Consider the following 17015-nt stretch of genomic DNA (forward strand, 5'->3'; position numbering starts at 1 on the left):
GCACCGGGTCAGGTCAGACTTTGACTAAATCAAGCTTTGACTAACTGCTCGTCCGGGCGTTTCAGCACCGCGTACAGCACGCCAGCCACCACCGTACCGGCGATGATCGACAGCAGATACCCCACAACCGGTGTAATCGCACCAGGGATCAACAACACGAACAACCCACCGTGCGGCGCCATCAGTTTGGCACCAATCGCCATGGAAGTAGCACCGGTCAGCGCACCGCCCAGAATACAGCACGGCAGGACACGCATCGGGTCGCGGGCGGCATAAGGGATCGCGCCTTCAGAAATGAAGCACAACCCCAGCACCACTGCCGCTTTACCACCTTCACGCTCGTTGGCGCTGAATTTTTTCCCTGCAATAAAGGTCGCCAGGCCCATCGCCAGCGGCGGCACCATCCCCGCAGCCATAACGGCAGCCATCGGCGCATATATCTGGCTACTCAGCAGCGTAGTACCGAACACATAGGCTACCTTGTTCACCGGGCCGCCCATGTCGGTACACATCATACCGCCCAGAATCGCCCCAAGAATTACCGCGTTGGCGGTACCCATGGACTGCAACCAACTGGTCAAACCGGTCAGAATTTTCGCCACCGGCGTACCCACCACGTAGATCATGATAAGGCCGGTAATCAGCGTGGCGAATAACGGAATAATCAGGATCGGTTTCAGCGCCGACATACTCTGCGGCAACGATACATGGTTACTGATGGCGCGCGCCAGATATCCCGCCAGGAAACCGGCGATGATCCCACCGAGGAAGCCGGCGCCCGTGCTGACCGCCAGCATCCCACCGACCATACCCGGCGTCAGGCCCGGACGGTCAGCGATCGAAAACGCGATGTAACCCGCCAAAACCGGCACCATCAGCGCAAACGCGGAACCACCGCCGATCTTCATCAGCGCCGCCGCCAACGTGCCTTCTTCCTTGAACGCGGTGATCCCGAACACGAATGACAACGCGATGCACAGCCCCCCCGCCACCACCATCGGCAGCATGTAGGATACGCCGGTCAGCAGGTGACGATAGGGGCCGGTACCGCCTTTTTGCGCAGACTCGCCGCCTGTGGCGGTGTTGCCTTGCGTAGCAGGCTGGTACGGCTTCGCTTCGGCCACTGCCTTATCAAATTCCTGTGCGGTTTTCTTCAGTGCCAGGCCGGTAGAGGTGCGGTACATTTTCTTGCCGGCGAACTTACTCAGGTCAACCTCAATGTCCGCCGCAACAATGACCAGATCGGCCTGAGCCACTTCTTCGTCACTGATGGGATTGCCGGCGCCCACGGAGCCGCGCGTTTCCACTTTCACCCACCAGCCTCGTTTTTTGGCTTCGCTTTCAATCGCTTCAGCCGCCATGAAGGTGTGGGCTACGCCGGTCGGACAAGCCGTTACCGCCACAATACGTTTAGCTGACGACGGTGCTGACGCCGCCGCAACGGCCGGTGCCGTGTAAGGCTGAGCTTCAGCTTTGGCTTTTTCCAGGAATGCGGCGGGCTGGCTCAGTGCCAGCTCCACATCCCCGGCATAGACGTTCTTGCCATTAAGACCACTGTCGGCCTGTGCCGGAGCACCCAGCACGATGGCCAATTCTGCCTCAGCAAGTTGTTCGGTGAGGGTAAGCCCTGCGTTAGCCGCAGCAGCACCGAGCAAGTTCTTCACCAGACGGCTTTTCGCCAGTCCCAGTGACTTATCGAGTATCAGCAGCGTTTTCATTGTTTATCTCCTGCTGTCAATTAAACGGTTTCAGATCAACACGCGCCATCATCGCAGCCAGCTGCGGTCGATCGGTAATACCCACATTGCTCTGACTAACCGCCAGTGCTGCCACTGCCGTTGCCAGACGTAACGTATGTTCACTGGACTCACGCATCAACAAGCCATAGATCAATCCCCCCACCATGGAGTCACCCGCACCGACTGTACTGATCACTTCACACGCCGGCGGTTTCGCCAGCCAGGCGCCCGATGCATTCACCCACAACGCGCCTTCCGCTCCCAGCGAAATCACGACGTGAGCAATGCCTTGTTCACGCAGCGCGTGCGCCGCGTCCACGACTTCTGCCAACGTGGTCAACTTGCGACCCGCCCAGATTTCCAGCTCCCGGCGGTTCGGTTTCACCAACCAGGGTGAGGCTTTCAGGCCAGCGACCAGCGCTTCGCGGCTGCTGTCAAAAATAATGCACGGACACTGACTGCGCAGGCGGGACATCCAGTCGGTGAAATCGTCCGGATTCACGCCGCTCGGCAGACTGCCGCTGACAGCAACCATATCGAACTGCCCCAACCAGCTCAGCGAATCATTCACGAAACGCTGCCAATCCTGCTGGGTAACTTCAAAACCGGAGAAATTCAGATCGGTGACATCACCGTCCTGCTCGGTCAGCTTGACGTTGATGCGAGTACGTCCGGCGACTACCTGGAAGCGGTTGGCAATGCCCAGTTCACTGAACAGTTGCTGAAACCCATCCTGATTGTCTTTACCCAGGAATCCACCCACCGTGACATCAATCCCGAGATCCTTGAGTACCTTGGCCACATTAATGCCTTTGCCCGCCGCGTGCAGACCGGTGGTTTGCACCAGATTCACTTCACCGCGTTCAATTTGCGGGCAGTACCCCACCAGATCATAAGCGGGATTCAGGGTAATGGTGGCAACGCGACGACTCATGCTGCCCCCTCGCCAAGACCGGATTGGATCGCTTCACCGATCGCTTTCAGCGCAGCTTCAGCATCATCGCCGTTGGCAGTGAAGCGCAGGCGGTGCCCGCATTTCACACCCAGAGCCACCACCTTCATCAGGCTGCGACCGTTGGCCGGCTTACCGGTACCGTCGAGATTGGCCACGGTGATCTCGCTGGAGAATTGTTTGATGACGTTGACCAGCGTCGCACCGGGACGGGCGTGCAGACCATGTTCGTTACGGATAACGAATTCCGCGGCCAGTGCGCTGCTATCTTCAACCGTATCGCTGGTCAGCAACGCCATCAGCGTGGTTTCGTCTGCGTCCAGCAAGCGCGCGGCTTTACCGGCGATCAGCAGATTGCTGAGGTAATCCAGCGACGCCAACACTTGTTCATCTGCGGCGGAAACCGTCAACAGCAGCGCCACTTTTTCGCCGTCTGCCGCGAAAGGCTCAGCCGGGCGGCTTACCGCCAGCGCGCTAACTTTGTTGCCTTCGATACTGTCACTCAACCAAACGCCCTGCCCCAGGTGCAGTGGTTTAGCCGCAACGGCCGCGCTGACGAAACTGGCGTCAACCGCGCCGATCTGCTGAAGACGACCGGCGTTCAGCGCCTGCAACGTCACCAGATTGTCAGTGGCTACATTCAACGAAATCAACGACGTGTCGAAACGGAATTCGCCGGCGGTTTTCTCTCCCATCAGCAGGCTGCGCAACTCTTCAGCCGATGTGGTCGTGGCCAAACGCGCAGCCACGCTGTCGTCGCTCAATACGTGCGTCAGTTGGCGCAGCAGCGCCAGATGCTCGTCGGAACGAGCAGCGATACCCAGCACGACATAAGCGGTCTGGTCATCTCCCCAGGCGATACCCTGCGGAAATTGGAATACCTGAACGCCGGTTTTTTTGTACCAGATCGCGGGTATCCGTGGTGCCGTGCGGGATAGCAATCCCGTTGCCCAGATAGGTTGAAGTCTGCTGCTCGCGTTGAAGCATTCCGGCCACATAGCCTTCGCTGACGCAGCCAGCCTGAGTGAGCGCAGCAGCAACCTGTTGAATTGCTTCTTGTTTACTGTCAGCGCTCGCGCCCAAATGAATGTCATGTTGTGACAACTGAAACATGGTTCTCCTCGCTCGCTGAACTTGAATCGTTTCAGCTTTCATGAGAAAAAAATTGCCGATTTTTTGTGGACGTCTCAAAAGTTACCGCTGAAACGTTTCAAAAATTCTGCGGTTTTCACTATTGCTATGCAAGCATTCTCCACAAGTGATAGCGCGAATCTTAGAGGTTACGCACATTTTTAGAAACTTGACGCCGCAGATTTAAAGATTTGATAACAATTGCTGAATGCCTGCTGAAAAGGAAAAAATTGAAACCATTTTTCGTTTTCGCCCCGTGGGCGTAACATAGCACGCTTTCATTTTCGCACTGACAGACCCCCATCGACCGCATGCCCATTTCAGCCAGCACAACTCGTCGTCTGCCAGATCTGACCGCGTCAGCCTTTCTGGTTATTGCTTTTCTCACCGGAACCGCCGGTGCGCTTCAGCTCCCTACGCTCAGCTTGTTTTTGTCGACGGAAGTACAGGCTCGCCCGTTTATGGTCGGGCTGTTTTATACCGGCAGCGCCGTCATCGGCATTGTGGTCAGCCAAATTCTGGCGGCATATTCCGATCGTAAAGGCGATCGCAAAATATTGATCCTGCAATGTTGCCTATTGGGCGCGCTGGCCTGTCTGCTGTATGCCTGGAACCGCAACTATTTCGTCTTGTTGTTTATCGGCGTACTGCTGTCCAGCTTCGGTTCCACCGCTAATCCGCAACTGTTCGCACTGGCGCGGGAGCATGTCGACCGCACCGGTCGCGAAGCCGCTATGTTCACGTCTATCATGCGTGCCCAAATTTCGCTGGCCTGGGTCATCGGCCCGCCAGCCGCCTTTGCGCTGGCGCTGGGTTTCGGCTTTACGGCGATGTACCTTACCGCCGCCTCGGTATTTGTGCTGTGCGGGGTACTGGTCTGGCTGTTGCTGCCGTCTATGTCGAAATCGCAGATGAAAGCGGCGGCAGTGCTGGAGTCACCTCGTCGTCACCGCCGGGATACGCTGTTGCTGTTTATCGCCTGTACCCTGATGTGGACTTGCAACGGCATTTACCTCATCAATATGCCGCTGTATCTGGTGCATGAACTGCAATTACCGGAAAAACTGGCGGGCGTGATGATGGGCACCGCCGCCGGGCTGGAGATACCGGTCATGTTGCTGGCGGGGTGGCTGACAAAACGGCTTGGTAAGCGCCGTTTGATGCGGCTGGCCGTCGCCGCAGGGTTGATGTTTTACATCGGGCTGACGCTGCTGAACACATCATGGACGCTGCTGGCGCTGCAACTGCTGAACGCTGTCTTCATCGGCATACTGGCGGGCATGGGCATGCTCTACTTTCAGGATTTGATGCCGGGCCAGGCCGGTGCCGCCACCACGCTGTTTACCAACACGACGCGCGTAGGCTGGATTATCTCCGGTTCGCTGGCCGGTTCCGTGGCTGAAATCTGGAGTTATCATGCCGGTTTTGCCATCGCGGTGTTGATTCTGGCGGGCGCGGCATACTGCATGTGGCGCATTCGCGACGTCTGATCCCGGCACGGTTACGGCGTGGTGTTTTCTTCCAGCGTAAGCAGATAAATCATCGCAGCGTCTTTTGAATCGCAGCACATCTCTTGTTCAGGCTGCAATCCTCTGCATACCGCCGGTCGCAACGGCGATGTGAAGATACGGCAACGCATCCGCTCATCCAGATGGATGCAGGGCGTATTGGCGGGTTTTCCTTGCGGCATGCCGGGTATTGGGCTGGAAATCGACAGGGCGATGCAGCAGGCACCGCAATCAGGGCGGCATTCCATCATTAACTCTCCGGGAAACGCAGGGCAGGCAAGCCTATCAGGCCGCTTGTCGGGCGGCTACTCTTTCCGTGTTTGGCGTTGAAGCGCGGTTTTACAAATCTCCCTTGCCTGAACCCGGCGGCGCGAGTAACGTGTCGCCACTTGACTTTCTCTCCCTATATTTAAGGTATTTTTTTCATGGCAAGAGCGAATGAAATAAAACGCGGCATGGCCGTTAGCTACAATGGCAAACTGCTGCTGGTGAAAGATATTGATATTCAAAGCCCCAGCGCGCGCGGCGCCAGTACGCTGTACAAAATGCGCTTTTCCGATGTCCGCACCGGTCTGAAAGTCGAAGAGCGTTTCAAGGGGGACGACATTCTGGACACCATCACCCTGACGCGCCGCTCGGTAAACTTCTCCTATGTGGACGGTGATGAGTACATCTTTATGGATGACGAAGACTACACGCCGTACACCTTCAAAAAAGAGCAGATCGAAGACGAACTGCTGTTTATGCCGGAAGGCGGCATGCCCGGCATGCAGGTGCTGACGATGGAAGGCCAGGTGCTGGCGCTGGAACTGCCGCCGACCGTGGATCTGGAAATCGTCGACACCGCGCCCGGCATCAAAGGCTCATCCGCCTCCGCCCGTACCAAGCCGGCGACACTGAGCTCTGGGCTGACCATCCAGGTGCCGGAATACCTCAGCGCCGGTGAGAAAATCCGCGTCCACATCGCTGAGCGCCGTTACATGAGCCGCGCCGACTGAGTCGCCATATCCTCGCCGCCCGTTATCCGGGCGGTTTTGCCATTAACATCGGGAGACAGACTGTTGACTAACGTAAACGTAATCACCGGTTTTCTCGGTAGCGGTAAAACCACCACCATCCTCCATCTTTTAGCGCAGAAACCGCAGGACGAAGTTTGGGCAGTATTGGTGAATGAATTCGGCGAGATCGGCATTGACGGCGCTCTGTTGGCCGACAGCGGTGCAGTGCTGAAAGAGATCCCCGGCGGCTGCATGTGCTGCGTCAACGGCCTGCCGATGCAGGTTGGTCTGAACATGCTGTTACAGCAGAAAAAACCGCACCGCCTGCTGATTGAGCCCACCGGGCTCGGCCACCCGAAGCAGATCCTTTCATTGCTGACTTCCGAGGTCTATCAGCCCTGGCTGACGCTGCAGGCCACGCTATGTCTGCTTGATCCTCGCCAGCTTGGCGAAAGCCGTTACACCGAGAACGAAAATTTCCGCGATCAGCTCGCAGCGGCGGATATCATTATCGCCAATAAAGAAGACACCTGGCAGACGGCGGATCGAGATGCGCTAACCGCCTGGTATGCACAGCAGGGGCAGCAGCGTCGGCTGATCACCGCCCGGCAAGGCGTTATCGATATCGCTCTACTGGATGCGGCGCGCAACAACCACAACGAGTTGCCCGACGGCGCGCACCACCATAGTTCGTTACCGCGACAAGGGTTGGCCGCACTCAAACTGACAGGTCAGGAAAACTGGCGACGAGCGTTGAATCAGGGCCAAGGCTATTTCGCCTGCGGCTGGGTTTTCAGCGGCGAAACCGTCTTCGATACCGCGCGACTGCTGGACTGGGTGCGTCTGTCCCCCGTCAGTCGCGTTAAAGGAGTAATGCGTATTCCCGAAGGTACGCTGGTCGTCAACCGGCAGGGATTCGATCTGCGAATTGAAACCAAGTCGCTGCCCCCACTCGACAGCCGCATTGAATTGATCAACGAGTCAGAAGCGGAATGGAACACGCTTCAGACACAATTGTTACAGTCTCGTTTAAAATAAGCCGTGTACGCTATCCGTCTGGATATCATTGACAAGAGTTTTTTAATATATGTCAAAAGGCAATGTACTGTTTATTTTATGCTGCAACATTCTGGGTTTTGCGCTGTTTTTCTCCTGGTATCTCTCCGGGCAGGGAGGCTTCTGGTTTGAGATAGACAAGCGCCTCTTCTTCTATTTCAACCAGCACCTGGCCTCGTCCGCCGCCTTTCTGCAACTGGTGGCTATTACGAACAATCGAGTATTTGACGCTTGTGCGCTACTGGCGATGGGGTTGCTCTACCTGCATTATTATCTGCCGGCGGATCATGCCGGGCGCCGACGTATGCTGCTGATCGGCGTCATCATGCTGTTGACTGCGGTGGTGCTTAATCAATTGGGTCATCTGATTCCGGTACAACACGGCAGCCCCACCCTCTATTTCACCGATATCAACCGCGTCAGCGATTTGACCGGCGTTCCGACCAAAGATGCATCCAGCGACAGTTTTCCCGGTGATCACGGCATGATGTTGATGGTTTTTGCCGCGTTTATGTGGCGTTACTTTGGTCTGTCCGCATTCATCGGCGGCCTGGCGATTACCCTGATCTTCGCAACGCCACGGGTCATGATTGGCGCCCACTGGTTTACGGATATCGCCGTGGGTTCGCTGTCCGTGGTACTGGTGGGGCTCAGCGGGTGGTTGCTGACGCCAGCCAGCGACCGGCTTCTCGCCCTGTTCGAGCGCCGCCTGCCCGGTCAAAGCGCGCCCCGCTAAACTACCGACGAGACTCACGCCGCCGACAGACTATCCTTCCTGTGTCGTCGGCGGATGACTTTCCCTGAACGCATTATTGGTGTTTTTTCGCGCTAAATTACTGTCCAGAAGGTTCCATACAGTTTTTTATGTCGTTCTGATGAAATATTTCATCACGAAATCATATAAATAAAAAAGGCAAAAAAACTCGCAATCTGTTTTTCATTACTGTAGGCTCACCCAAGTCCGCTATTTATAGGGGTCATCCGACCAGTAGCAGAAAATATTGTGCGGCGTTGCACAGTTTAGTCGACGAATAATTGTCCTATAAATAGTAGTGCTTTAGTCTGACCTTCGTTTTTCGTTTGGTAATAACACATAGCGATCATCCCGATCGTTAAGGACAGCAAGGGAATATAAGAATAATGGTCAAATCTCAACCGATTCTGAGATATATCTGGCGGGCAGTGCCTGCCGTCGCGGTAGCAGTTATGTTATCCGCATGTACAACTAATACAGCACTCAACAATCAAACTGATAGGCATGTGGTTACTGGTGGTGACCCTTCACTACAAGCCTCTCAGGATGAATTCGAAGCGATGGTTCGCAATGTTGAAGTGAAGTCCAAATTGCTCGAGCAATATTCCAGCTGGAAAGGTGTTCGTTACCGGCTTGGCGGCGATAGCAGAAAAGGTATTGATTGCTCAGGCTTCGTTCAACGTACCTTCCGCGAACAATTCGGTATGGATTTACCCCGCTCAAGCTATGAACAGCAGGATATCGGCGAAAAAATCCAACGCGGTAAGCTGCGCGCCGGTGATCTCGTAGTGTTCCATGCCGGTTCAACCGGTCGTCATATGGGTATCTACCTCGGCAATCAGCAATTTGTTCATGCCTCCACCAGCATTGGCGTCACTATCTCCAGCATGGATGAAGGCTACTGGAAAAACCGTTACCTTGAGGCACGTCGCGTCCTGAAACCGGCAACGCCCCACAGCTGATTCCTCTGCATCCTTTGTTGTTCATACCAAACGAAAATGAATAAAACGCCGCTCGTCAGACAGCGGCGTTTTTTATGTTCGGTATTGACCGGGCAGATCCACGCGGTACGCGGATTATCTGTAGGCCCATGCTCATTTTCATGATAAAACAGACTCCGCGCATCAACGCTGATTGTCTGTAATATCAGAGACTTCAGGCCATGCCATTCCCTTCGGCAGGATAGCTGGCTTGTATAAAGACGGCGGACTTATCGGCGCTATCGGTCAATATCCGACATCAGGAGTTTGTCATTTCGATGCTAAAACCTATTGTTACCGCTCTTCTGCTTACCGCCGGTTCCTGGATGGCGCACGCAACCCCTACCACACTGCAAGCATTTGCTTTTACCACGCTGGGGACGCCCAAATACAATAGCCAATTCACCCATTACGATTACGTCAACCCCAATGCGCCCAAAGGAGGAAGCATCACCCTTAGCGCACCGGGCACCTTCGACAACTTCAACCGCTATGCACAGCGAGGGTTGGCGGCGGTCAGAACAGAAAATCTCTATGATTCGCTATATGTCAGCTCGGAGGATGAAGCCGGCAGTTACTATCCGCTGATTGCACTGAACGCCAGCTATGCCAGCGACTTCAGCTGGATTGAAATCGCCATAAATCCGCAGGCGCGTTTTCACGACGGCAACCCCGTCACTGCGGCTGATGTCGTGTTCACCTTCAATATGTTCATGACGCAGGGCGTACCGCAGTTCCGTGTGTATTACAAAGGCACTGAAGCCAAAGCCAGCGGCCCCCTTACAGTACGGTTCAGCTTTGCCGAACCCGATAAGGAAAAAATGCTGGGGCTGCTGACGCTCCCCATCATGCCGGCGCAGTTTTGGAAAGATCACAAACTGAGCGATCCGCTTTCCGCACCACCGCCGGCAAGCGGCCCTTACCGCATCAGCGATTACAAAACCGGGCAGTATGTTATCTACAGCCGGGTTCCCGACTATTGGGCCGCCAACCTGCCGGTCAACAAGGGCCGGTATAATTTCGACCATATTCGCTATGACTACTATCTGGACGACAGCGTCGCCATGGAAGCATTCAAAGCAGGCGCGTTCGATTTTCGTCTGGAAGGATCCCCTAAACACTGGGCAACCCAGTATGAAGGGGGCAACTTCACTCGCGGTTACATCGTAAAAAAAGATCTCACTAACCAAGCGGCGCAGGATACACGCTGGCTGGTGTTCAACATTCAACGCCCGCAATTCAGCGATCGCCGGGTACGTCAGGCGTTGTCGCTCATGTTCGATTTCAACTGGATGAACAAGGCGCTGTTCTTCAACAGCTATCAGCGCGCCAGCAGCTTCTTCCAGAATACCGAGTATGCCGCGCAAGGTGTGCCGGATGCCGGGGAACTGAAATGGTTGGCGCCGCTAAAGGACAAGCTGCCACCGGAGGTGTTCGGCCCGGCCTGGCAACCGCCGCAGTCTGACGGCAGCGGCTATGACCGTAATAACCTACGCCAGGCGCTACAGTTGTTGCAGCAGGCAGGATGGGAACTGCGCGGCGACAAGCTGGTCAACAAGCAAACCGGCGCGCCGTTCCGCTTTGAGCTCATGTTGTCCACCGCCTCCAATTCGCTGTATGCACTGCCGTTTCAACACAGCCTGCAACGCCTCGGCATTCAGATGGACATCCGTAGCGTGGATACACCGCAATTTACCAGCCGAATACGCAAACGCGATTACGACATGACGCCCAGGCTGTTTTCGGCGACGCCCTATCCCAGCTCCGATTTGGCGATTCTCTGGAGCTCGGCCTATATCAACTCCAGCTATAATGCGCCGGGTGTTCAGGATCCGGCCATCGACCGTTTGATTGACGACATTGTTCGCCATCAGGGCGATAAAACAGCCCTGCTGCCGTTAGGGCGGGCGCTGGATCGGGTATTGACCTGGAATCAATTCATGATCCCGCTGTGGTTCACCAATCACGATCGCTTTGCCTACTGGAATAAATTTGCTATGCCGGCACAGCGCCCGGCTTACACGCTGGGATTCGATAGCTGGTGGTACGACGCCGATAAGGCCGCCACACTACCGGCGACGCGCCGATAAGGAGTCAATGTGGGTACTTATCTGTTACGCCGACTGTTGCTGGTGATCCCTACACTGTGGGCCATCATCACCATCAATTTCTTCATTGTGCAAATCGCGCCGGGCGGGCCGGTGGATCAGGCGATTGCCGCTATCGAAATGGGCCAGGGCAGCGGTTTTGGTACCGGTGGCGCAGGTGGCGGCATGGTGAAAATGCCGGGCGGCGGCATTCCTTCGGTGGAAAACACCTACCGCGGCGCCCGCGGCCTCGACCCGGAAGTTATCGCCGAGATCACTAAACGCTACGGTTTCGACAAACCGCTCCACGAACGTTACTTCACGCTCGTGTGGAACTATATCCGTTTCGATTTCGGCGACAGTCTGTTCCGCGGCGCGTCAGTCGTGTCGCTGATCAAAAGCAGCATGCCGGTATCGATCACGCTCGGTCTGTGGAGTACGTTGATTATTTATCTGATCTCCATCCCGCTGGGCATCCGCAAAGCCGTCCGCAACGGTACGCCGTTCGATATCTGGAGCAGCGTGGTAATTGCACTGGGTAACGCCATTCCCTCATTCCTGATAGCCATATTGTTGATCGTGATGTTCGCCGGGGGCAGCTATCTGGATTGGTTTCCACTGCGCGGCCTGGTTTCTCCCCAGTTCGACAATCTCCCCTGGTACGGCAAAATCACCGACTACTTATGGCATATCACGCTACCGGTGCTGGCAACGGTGATCGGCGGTTTCGCCACACTGACTTTGCTGACCAAAAATGCGTTTATGGACGAGATCCGTAAACAATACGTCGTCACCGCCCGCGCTAAAGGGCTGGATGAACAACGCATCCTGTATCGGCACGTATTTCGCAACGCCATGCTGCTGGTCATCGCCGGTTTCCCCGCCACCTTCATCAGCATGTTTTTTACCGGTTCGGTACTGATCGAAGTGATGTTTTCGCTTAACGGCCTCGGGTTACTGGGTTACGACGCCACCCTGCAACGCGACTACCCGGTGATGTTCGGCACACTGTATATCTTTACCCTCATCGGTCTGCTGCTGAACATCATCAGCGATATGACCTACACGCTGGTAGACCCGCGTATCGACTTCGAGGATCGCCAATGAGTCGTTTAAGCCCCATCAATCAGGCTCGCTGGGCGCGTTTTCGCGCCAACCAGCGCGGCTACTGGTCGCTCTGGATTTTTCTGGCGGTCTTCATCACCACCTTGTTTTCCGAGTTTATCGCGAACGACAAGCCGCTGTTGGTACGCTATGACCAGCAGTTCTACGTCCCGGTATTGATGAATTACAGCGAAACCACCTTTGGCGGCGAGCTCTCTACGCCGGCGGACTACCGCGATCCGTATCTGGCCTCCCGCATTGAACAACACGGTTGGGCGCTATGGCCGCTGGTGCGCTACCACTACCGCACCATTAACTACGCCGCCGACCTGACCTTCCCTTCGCCGCCGTCGCGCCAAAATCTGCTGGGTACCGATAGCCAGGGGCGCGACGTACTGGCGCAGGTGTTGTACGGATTTCGAATTTCCATGTTGTTCGGTCTGGCCCTGACCTTGGCGTCCAGCCTGTTCGGCATCGTGGCCGGCGCGACGCAAGGCTATTATGGCGGCCGTCTGGATCTGTGGGGCCAACGTTTCATCGAAGTCTGGTCCGGCATGCCGACGCTGTTTCTGATTATCCTGCTCTCCAGCGTGATCCAGCCCAATTTCTGGTGGTTGCTGGGGATCACGGTATTGTTCGGTTGGATGCAACTGGTCAGCGTCGTGCGCGCCGAATTTTTACGCACCCGCAATTTCGACTATATCCGGGCGGCGCAGGCGATGGGCGTCAGCGACCGGGCCATCATGTTCCGCTGCATGCTGCCCAATGCGATGGTGGCGACGCTCACCTATCTGCCGTTTATCCTCTGCGCCTCCATCACTACCCTGACTTCGCTTGATTTTCTGGGGTTCGGCTTACCGCTGGGATCCGCGTCGTTGGGCGGCCTGCTGCTGGAAGGGAAAAACAACCTACAGGCGCCCTGGCTGGGCATTACGGTCTTTCTGGTGCTGGCGATCGTGCTGTCCCTGCTCATTTTCATCGGCGAAGCGGTACGCGACGCCTTCGACCCAGGCAAGGTGCATTAATATGAGCACTCCATTACTCGATATTCGCGAACTCAGCGTCGCATTTCGCAACGGCGGGCAGGAACGTCAGGTGGTCGATCGGGTGTCACTCGCGGTTCACGCCGGTGAAACGCTGGCGCTGGTGGGGGAATCCGGCTCCGGCAAAAGCGTCACCGCGCTGTCGGTACTGCGGTTGTTGCCCTCCCCGCCCGTGGTCTATCCCCATGGCGATATTCTGTTCGAAGGCGAATCGTTGCTATACGCCGACGAACCACGGTTACGTCACATCCGCGGCAACCGCATCGCCATGATTTTTCAGGAACCGATGGTGTCGCTCAACCCACTGCACAATGTTGAGAAACAGCTGGCTGAAGTGTTGTCGCTGCATCGCGGCATGTCTCGCGAAGCGGCGCGCAGTGAAATTGTTACCTGTCTGGAGCGTGTCGGTATTCGGCAGGCGCGTACCCGGTTGAAGGATTTTCCTCACCAGCTTTCCGGCGGCGAACGTCAGCGCGTAATGATCGCCATGGCGCTGCTGACGCAGCCCGATTTGTTGATTGCTGACGAGCCGACTACCGCGCTGGATGTCACCGTGCAGGCACAAATTCTGGCCCTGCTTAAAGAACTACGACAAGAACTGGGCATGAGCTTGCTGTTCATTACCCATAATCTGAACATCGTGCGCCGTCTGGCGGACAACGTCGCCGTGATGCAAACCGGGCAGTGCGTGGAGCAGAACCAGACGACGGCGCTGTTTGCCACGCCGCAACATCGTTATACCCGGCAACTGTTGGATGCGGAACCCCGTGGCCTACCGTTACCGTTGAACAACGACGATACGCCACTGCTGGAGGTTCGCAAGCTAGAGGTCGGCTTCCCGATCAAACGCGGGTTACTACGGCGTACCGTCGCAGAAAAAACGGTGGTCAAAACGTTGGGTTTCAGCCTGCGGCGCGGCGAAAGCCTGGGGCTGGTGGGCGAATCCGGTTCAGGCAAAAGCACTACGGGTCTGGCCCTCTTGCGCCTGCTCAATAGCCGCGGCGAGATCTGGTTCGACGGACAACCGCTGCACACCTTCAACCGCCAGCAGATGCTGCCCTTCCGCCGCAGAATCCAGGTGGTCTTTCAGGATCCGAATTCCTCACTCAATCCGCGTCTGAATGTCGAGCAGCTGATTGCCGAGGGGTTGCGAGTACATCACGCGCTGACGCCGCAACAGCAGCAGGCCCGCGTCATTCAGGCAATGCAGGAAGTGGGGCTCGACCCGGAGAGCCGTCATCGTTATCCATCGGAGTTTTCCGGCGGGCAGCGCCAGCGCATTGCCATCGCCAGAGCGCTGATCCTGCAACCGGAATTGCTGATTCTGGATGAGCCGACCTCGTCGTTGGATCGCACCGTGCAGGCGCAGATTTTGTCGCTGCTCAAGCAACTGCAACAGACACACCATCTGGCTTATCTGTTTATCAGCCACGATCTACAGGTGGTGCGTTCGCTGTGTCATCAGGTCATTGTGCTGCGTCAGGGTGAGGTCGTGGAACAGGGTGATTGCCAGCACATCTTTAATCATCCCGGCAATGACTATACCCGTCAGTTGCTATCGCAGATCGACGGCTAAACACCGGACGATGGACAGATGCCGGTGCGTCCTGCCCCGAATACGGCGCAATGCCTCGGGAACGGGGTGGATGATTCAGGACAGCAGTAGCCGCTGATCAGGCATCACGCCGTACCGGGTAAAAACGAGGAATTGCGGATAGCGGGTCTTCGAACATCATGAGTATTGGCATGTCCGAACACGCATTGGGAAAACGGCGACAAAAAATGGCCGGTGTCAAGCCTTCCGTACAAATCACACGAGGCTTGAAACCATATACGGGGCAATAGGTTAGCTCTGTTTCGTGCCGCTTGCAGGGGACGCGGCGTTGTGGGCTGGGAGCCACATGAGAGCCTTCGGAAAACAAGCCGGGTCGCGTTGTGGCGATGCAGATTGCCAAGGGCTGGCAGGCTTGTTCAGTCATCTTAGCCCATTCCCTCGCAGCTCATCCAGAATGAAGAACGCGCAGCATCGGGCTGCGCGTTCGAGGGATGGTCAGTATGGTTCCAGTGCATCTTCAGCTTGGCTTCGGTGGCACGGACTTGCTGGCGTTTCCTTTCTTGAATCCCTGAATCGCCACAGGTTTAACAGACACCTCAGAGTCATTTAAAATGGCTTAAAGAGAGGTGCCCATGAGCGGTAAACGTTATCCTGAAGAGTTTAAAATTGAAGCGGTCAAACAGGTTGTTGATCGTGGTCATTCTGTTTCCAGTGTTGCAACACGTCTCGATATCACTACCCACAGTCTTTATGCCTGGATAAAGAAGTACGGGCCGGACTCTTCCACCAACAAAGAACAGTCAGATGCTCAGGCCGAGATCCGCCGACTCCAGAAGGAGCTGAAGCGGGTTACTGACGAACGGGACATATTAAAAAAAGCCGCGGCGTACTTCGCAAAGCTGTCCGACTGAGGTACGCCTTTATCCGTGACAACTCCTGTTATTGGCCTGTTCGTTTGCTCTGTCGGGTGCTGAATGTTCATCCGAGTGGGTTTCACACCTGGCTTCAGCAGCCGCATTCACCACGGTATCAGACGGATCTCAGACTGACAGGACAAATCAAACAGTTCTGGCTGGAGTCCGGTTGTGTTTATGGCTATCGCAAGATCCATCTCGATCTGCGAGATAGCGGGCAACATTGCGGGGTTAACCGGGTCTGGCGGCTGATGAAGAGTGCCGGGATAAAAGCTCAGGTCGGGTATCGAAGCCCACGAGCGCGTAAAGGTGAAGCCAGTATCGTGACACCCAACAGACTCCAGCGGCAGTTCAACCCGGAAGCACCGGATGAACGTTGGGTAACGGACATAACTTACATCCGAACCCACGAAGGCTGGCTGTATCTGGCCGTAGTTGTTGACCTGTTCTCGCGCAAAGTTATCGGCTGGTCAATGCAACCCCGGATGACAAAAGATATTGTCCTGAATGCGCTGCTGATGGCCGTGTGGCGACGTAATCCCCAAAAACAGGTGCTGGTTTCTGATCAGGGTAGTCAGTACACAAGCCATGAGTGGCAGTCGTTCCTTAAATCACACGGACTGGAGGGCAGTATGAGCCGTCGCGGTAACTGTCATGACAACGCGGTTGCAGAAAGCTTTTTCCAGTTGCTGAAACGCGAACGGATAAAGAAAAAGATCTACGGAACGCGGGAAGAAGCCCGCAGCGATATTTTTGATTACATCGAAATGTTTTATAACAGTAAGCGTCGGCATGGTTCTAGCGATCAGATGTCACCGGCAGAATATGAAAACCAGTATTATCAACGGCTCGGAAGTGTCTAAATTATCCGTGGCGATTCAGACTGCCGCATCCGACAGAGGCTCCACGGTGCTGTCAGCCAGTCGCGAGCAAGGTGATGGAGTCAGGGGAGACAGCTGGACATGACAACGGCCGCCGCGATGTGCAGACCGCACGCAAGCGAAGCGCGCAGGCCCGAAGCTGGAAGCCGGGCCGTAGGCGTCAGGGATGTGGAAGGCTGGCGAATGCCAGTCCCGTCAGAGATGAGCGAACAGTGAACCTGGAGCAGCGCGGTCCGCGAAGCGGAGACGCAAGGATCTGTTTCTCTTATTAACCATTTGAATCAATACCTGATTTCGGCCAAAAGTGGTCATC

13 protein-coding genes and 1 pseudogene are annotated in these 17015 nt (G+C 55.8%); 10 read left to right on the top strand and 4 right to left on the bottom strand.

The window, feature by feature from the left end:
- Positions 1–29: 29 nt before the first annotated feature.
- From fruA to fruB, 3 genes and pseudogenes are all read right to left on the bottom strand, one after another.
- A complete protein-coding gene (gene fruA, locus DPA2511_RS11970; protein WP_015854018.1) occupies positions 30–1718 on the bottom strand; it encodes a PTS fructose transporter subunit IIBC in 1689 nt (562 codons plus the stop codon).
- 16 nt (positions 1719–1734) lie between these two features.
- The gene (gene fruK / locus DPA2511_RS11975; RefSeq protein ID WP_015854019.1) at positions 1735–2673 is read right to left on the bottom strand and encodes a 1-phosphofructokinase; all 939 of its coding nucleotides are present in this window, start codon (positions 2671–2673) and stop codon (positions 1735–1737) included.
- Positions 2670–3804, bottom strand: a pseudogene (fruB, locus tag DPA2511_RS21670) (fused PTS fructose transporter subunit IIA/HPr protein). Before fruB ends, fruK begins: the two are co-directional and overlap by 4 nt.
- Positions 3805–4133: 329 nt before the next feature.
- Between fruB and DPA2511_RS11990 the strand changes: the two are divergent.
- Positions 4134–5312, top strand: a complete 1179-nt coding sequence (locus tag DPA2511_RS11990; RefSeq protein WP_015854021.1) for a sugar efflux transporter — start codon at positions 4134–4136, stop codon at positions 5310–5312.
- 11 nt (positions 5313–5323) lie between these two features.
- Here the strand turns inward: DPA2511_RS11990 and DPA2511_RS11995 are convergent, their stop codons facing one another.
- On the bottom strand, positions 5324–5578 hold the full coding sequence (locus tag DPA2511_RS11995; RefSeq protein WP_023638347.1) for a YkgJ family cysteine cluster protein: 255 nt from the start codon (positions 5576–5578) through the stop codon (positions 5324–5326).
- 177 nt (positions 5579–5755) lie between these two features.
- Between DPA2511_RS11995 and yeiP the strand changes: the two genes are divergently transcribed.
- The 9 genes from yeiP to DPA2511_RS12045 all read left to right on the top strand — a co-directional run bounded on the left by yeiP (position 5756) and on the right by DPA2511_RS12045 (position 16684).
- Positions 5756–6328 carry an elongation factor P-like protein YeiP gene (yeiP, locus tag DPA2511_RS12000; protein ID WP_015854023.1) on the top strand — a complete coding sequence of 191 codons (573 nt, stop codon included), beginning with the start codon at positions 5756–5758 and terminating at the stop codon, positions 6326–6328.
- A gap of 60 nt (positions 6329–6388) precedes the next feature.
- Positions 6389–7366 carry a CobW family GTP-binding protein gene (locus tag DPA2511_RS12005; protein ID WP_023638348.1) on the top strand — a complete coding sequence of 326 codons (978 nt, stop codon included), beginning with the start codon at positions 6389–6391 and terminating at the stop codon, positions 7364–7366.
- Between the two features lie 49 nt (positions 7367–7415).
- A complete protein-coding gene (locus DPA2511_RS12010) occupies positions 7416–8120 on the top strand; it encodes a phosphatase PAP2 family protein (RefSeq protein WP_015854025.1) in 705 nt (234 codons plus the stop codon).
- Between the two features lie 404 nt (positions 8121–8524).
- A complete protein-coding gene (gene mepS / locus DPA2511_RS12015; protein WP_015854026.1) occupies positions 8525–9100 on the top strand; it encodes a bifunctional murein DD-endopeptidase/murein LD-carboxypeptidase in 576 nt (191 codons plus the stop codon).
- Between the two features lie 344 nt (positions 9101–9444).
- On the top strand, positions 9445–11208 hold the full coding sequence (locus DPA2511_RS12020; protein WP_404821627.1) for an extracellular solute-binding protein: 1764 nt from the start codon (positions 9445–9447) through the stop codon (positions 11206–11208).
- 9 nt (positions 11209–11217) lie between these two features.
- On the top strand, positions 11218–12312 hold the full coding sequence (locus DPA2511_RS12025) for a microcin C ABC transporter permease YejB (RefSeq protein ID WP_015854028.1): 1095 nt from the start codon (positions 11218–11220) through the stop codon (positions 12310–12312).
- Entirely contained in the window at positions 12309–13334 is a 1026-nt protein-coding gene (locus DPA2511_RS12030) for an ABC transporter permease (RefSeq protein ID WP_015854029.1), read from the top strand. The genes DPA2511_RS12025 and DPA2511_RS12030 overlap by 4 nt, the downstream gene beginning before the upstream one ends.
- A gap of 1 nt (position 13335) precedes the next feature.
- Positions 13336–14928, top strand: a complete 1593-nt coding sequence (gene yejF, locus DPA2511_RS12035) for a microcin C ABC transporter ATP-binding protein YejF (protein WP_015854030.1) — start codon at positions 13336–13338, stop codon at positions 14926–14928.
- Positions 14929–15539: 611 nt separating this feature from the next.
- Positions 15540–16684 (top strand): IS3 family transposase gene (locus DPA2511_RS12045; protein ID WP_153247100.1). Its coding sequence is split into 2 segments (ribosomal slippage): positions 15540–15777 and positions 15777–16684, totalling 1146 coding nucleotides; the frame shifts between segments, so codons are not numbered across the junction.
- Positions 16685–17015: the final 331 nt, after the last annotated feature.

The organism is Musicola paradisiaca NCPPB 2511 (genome assembly GCF_000400505.1).
In the GTDB taxonomy this organism is placed as follows: domain Bacteria; phylum Pseudomonadota; class Gammaproteobacteria; order Enterobacterales; family Enterobacteriaceae; genus Musicola; species Musicola paradisiaca.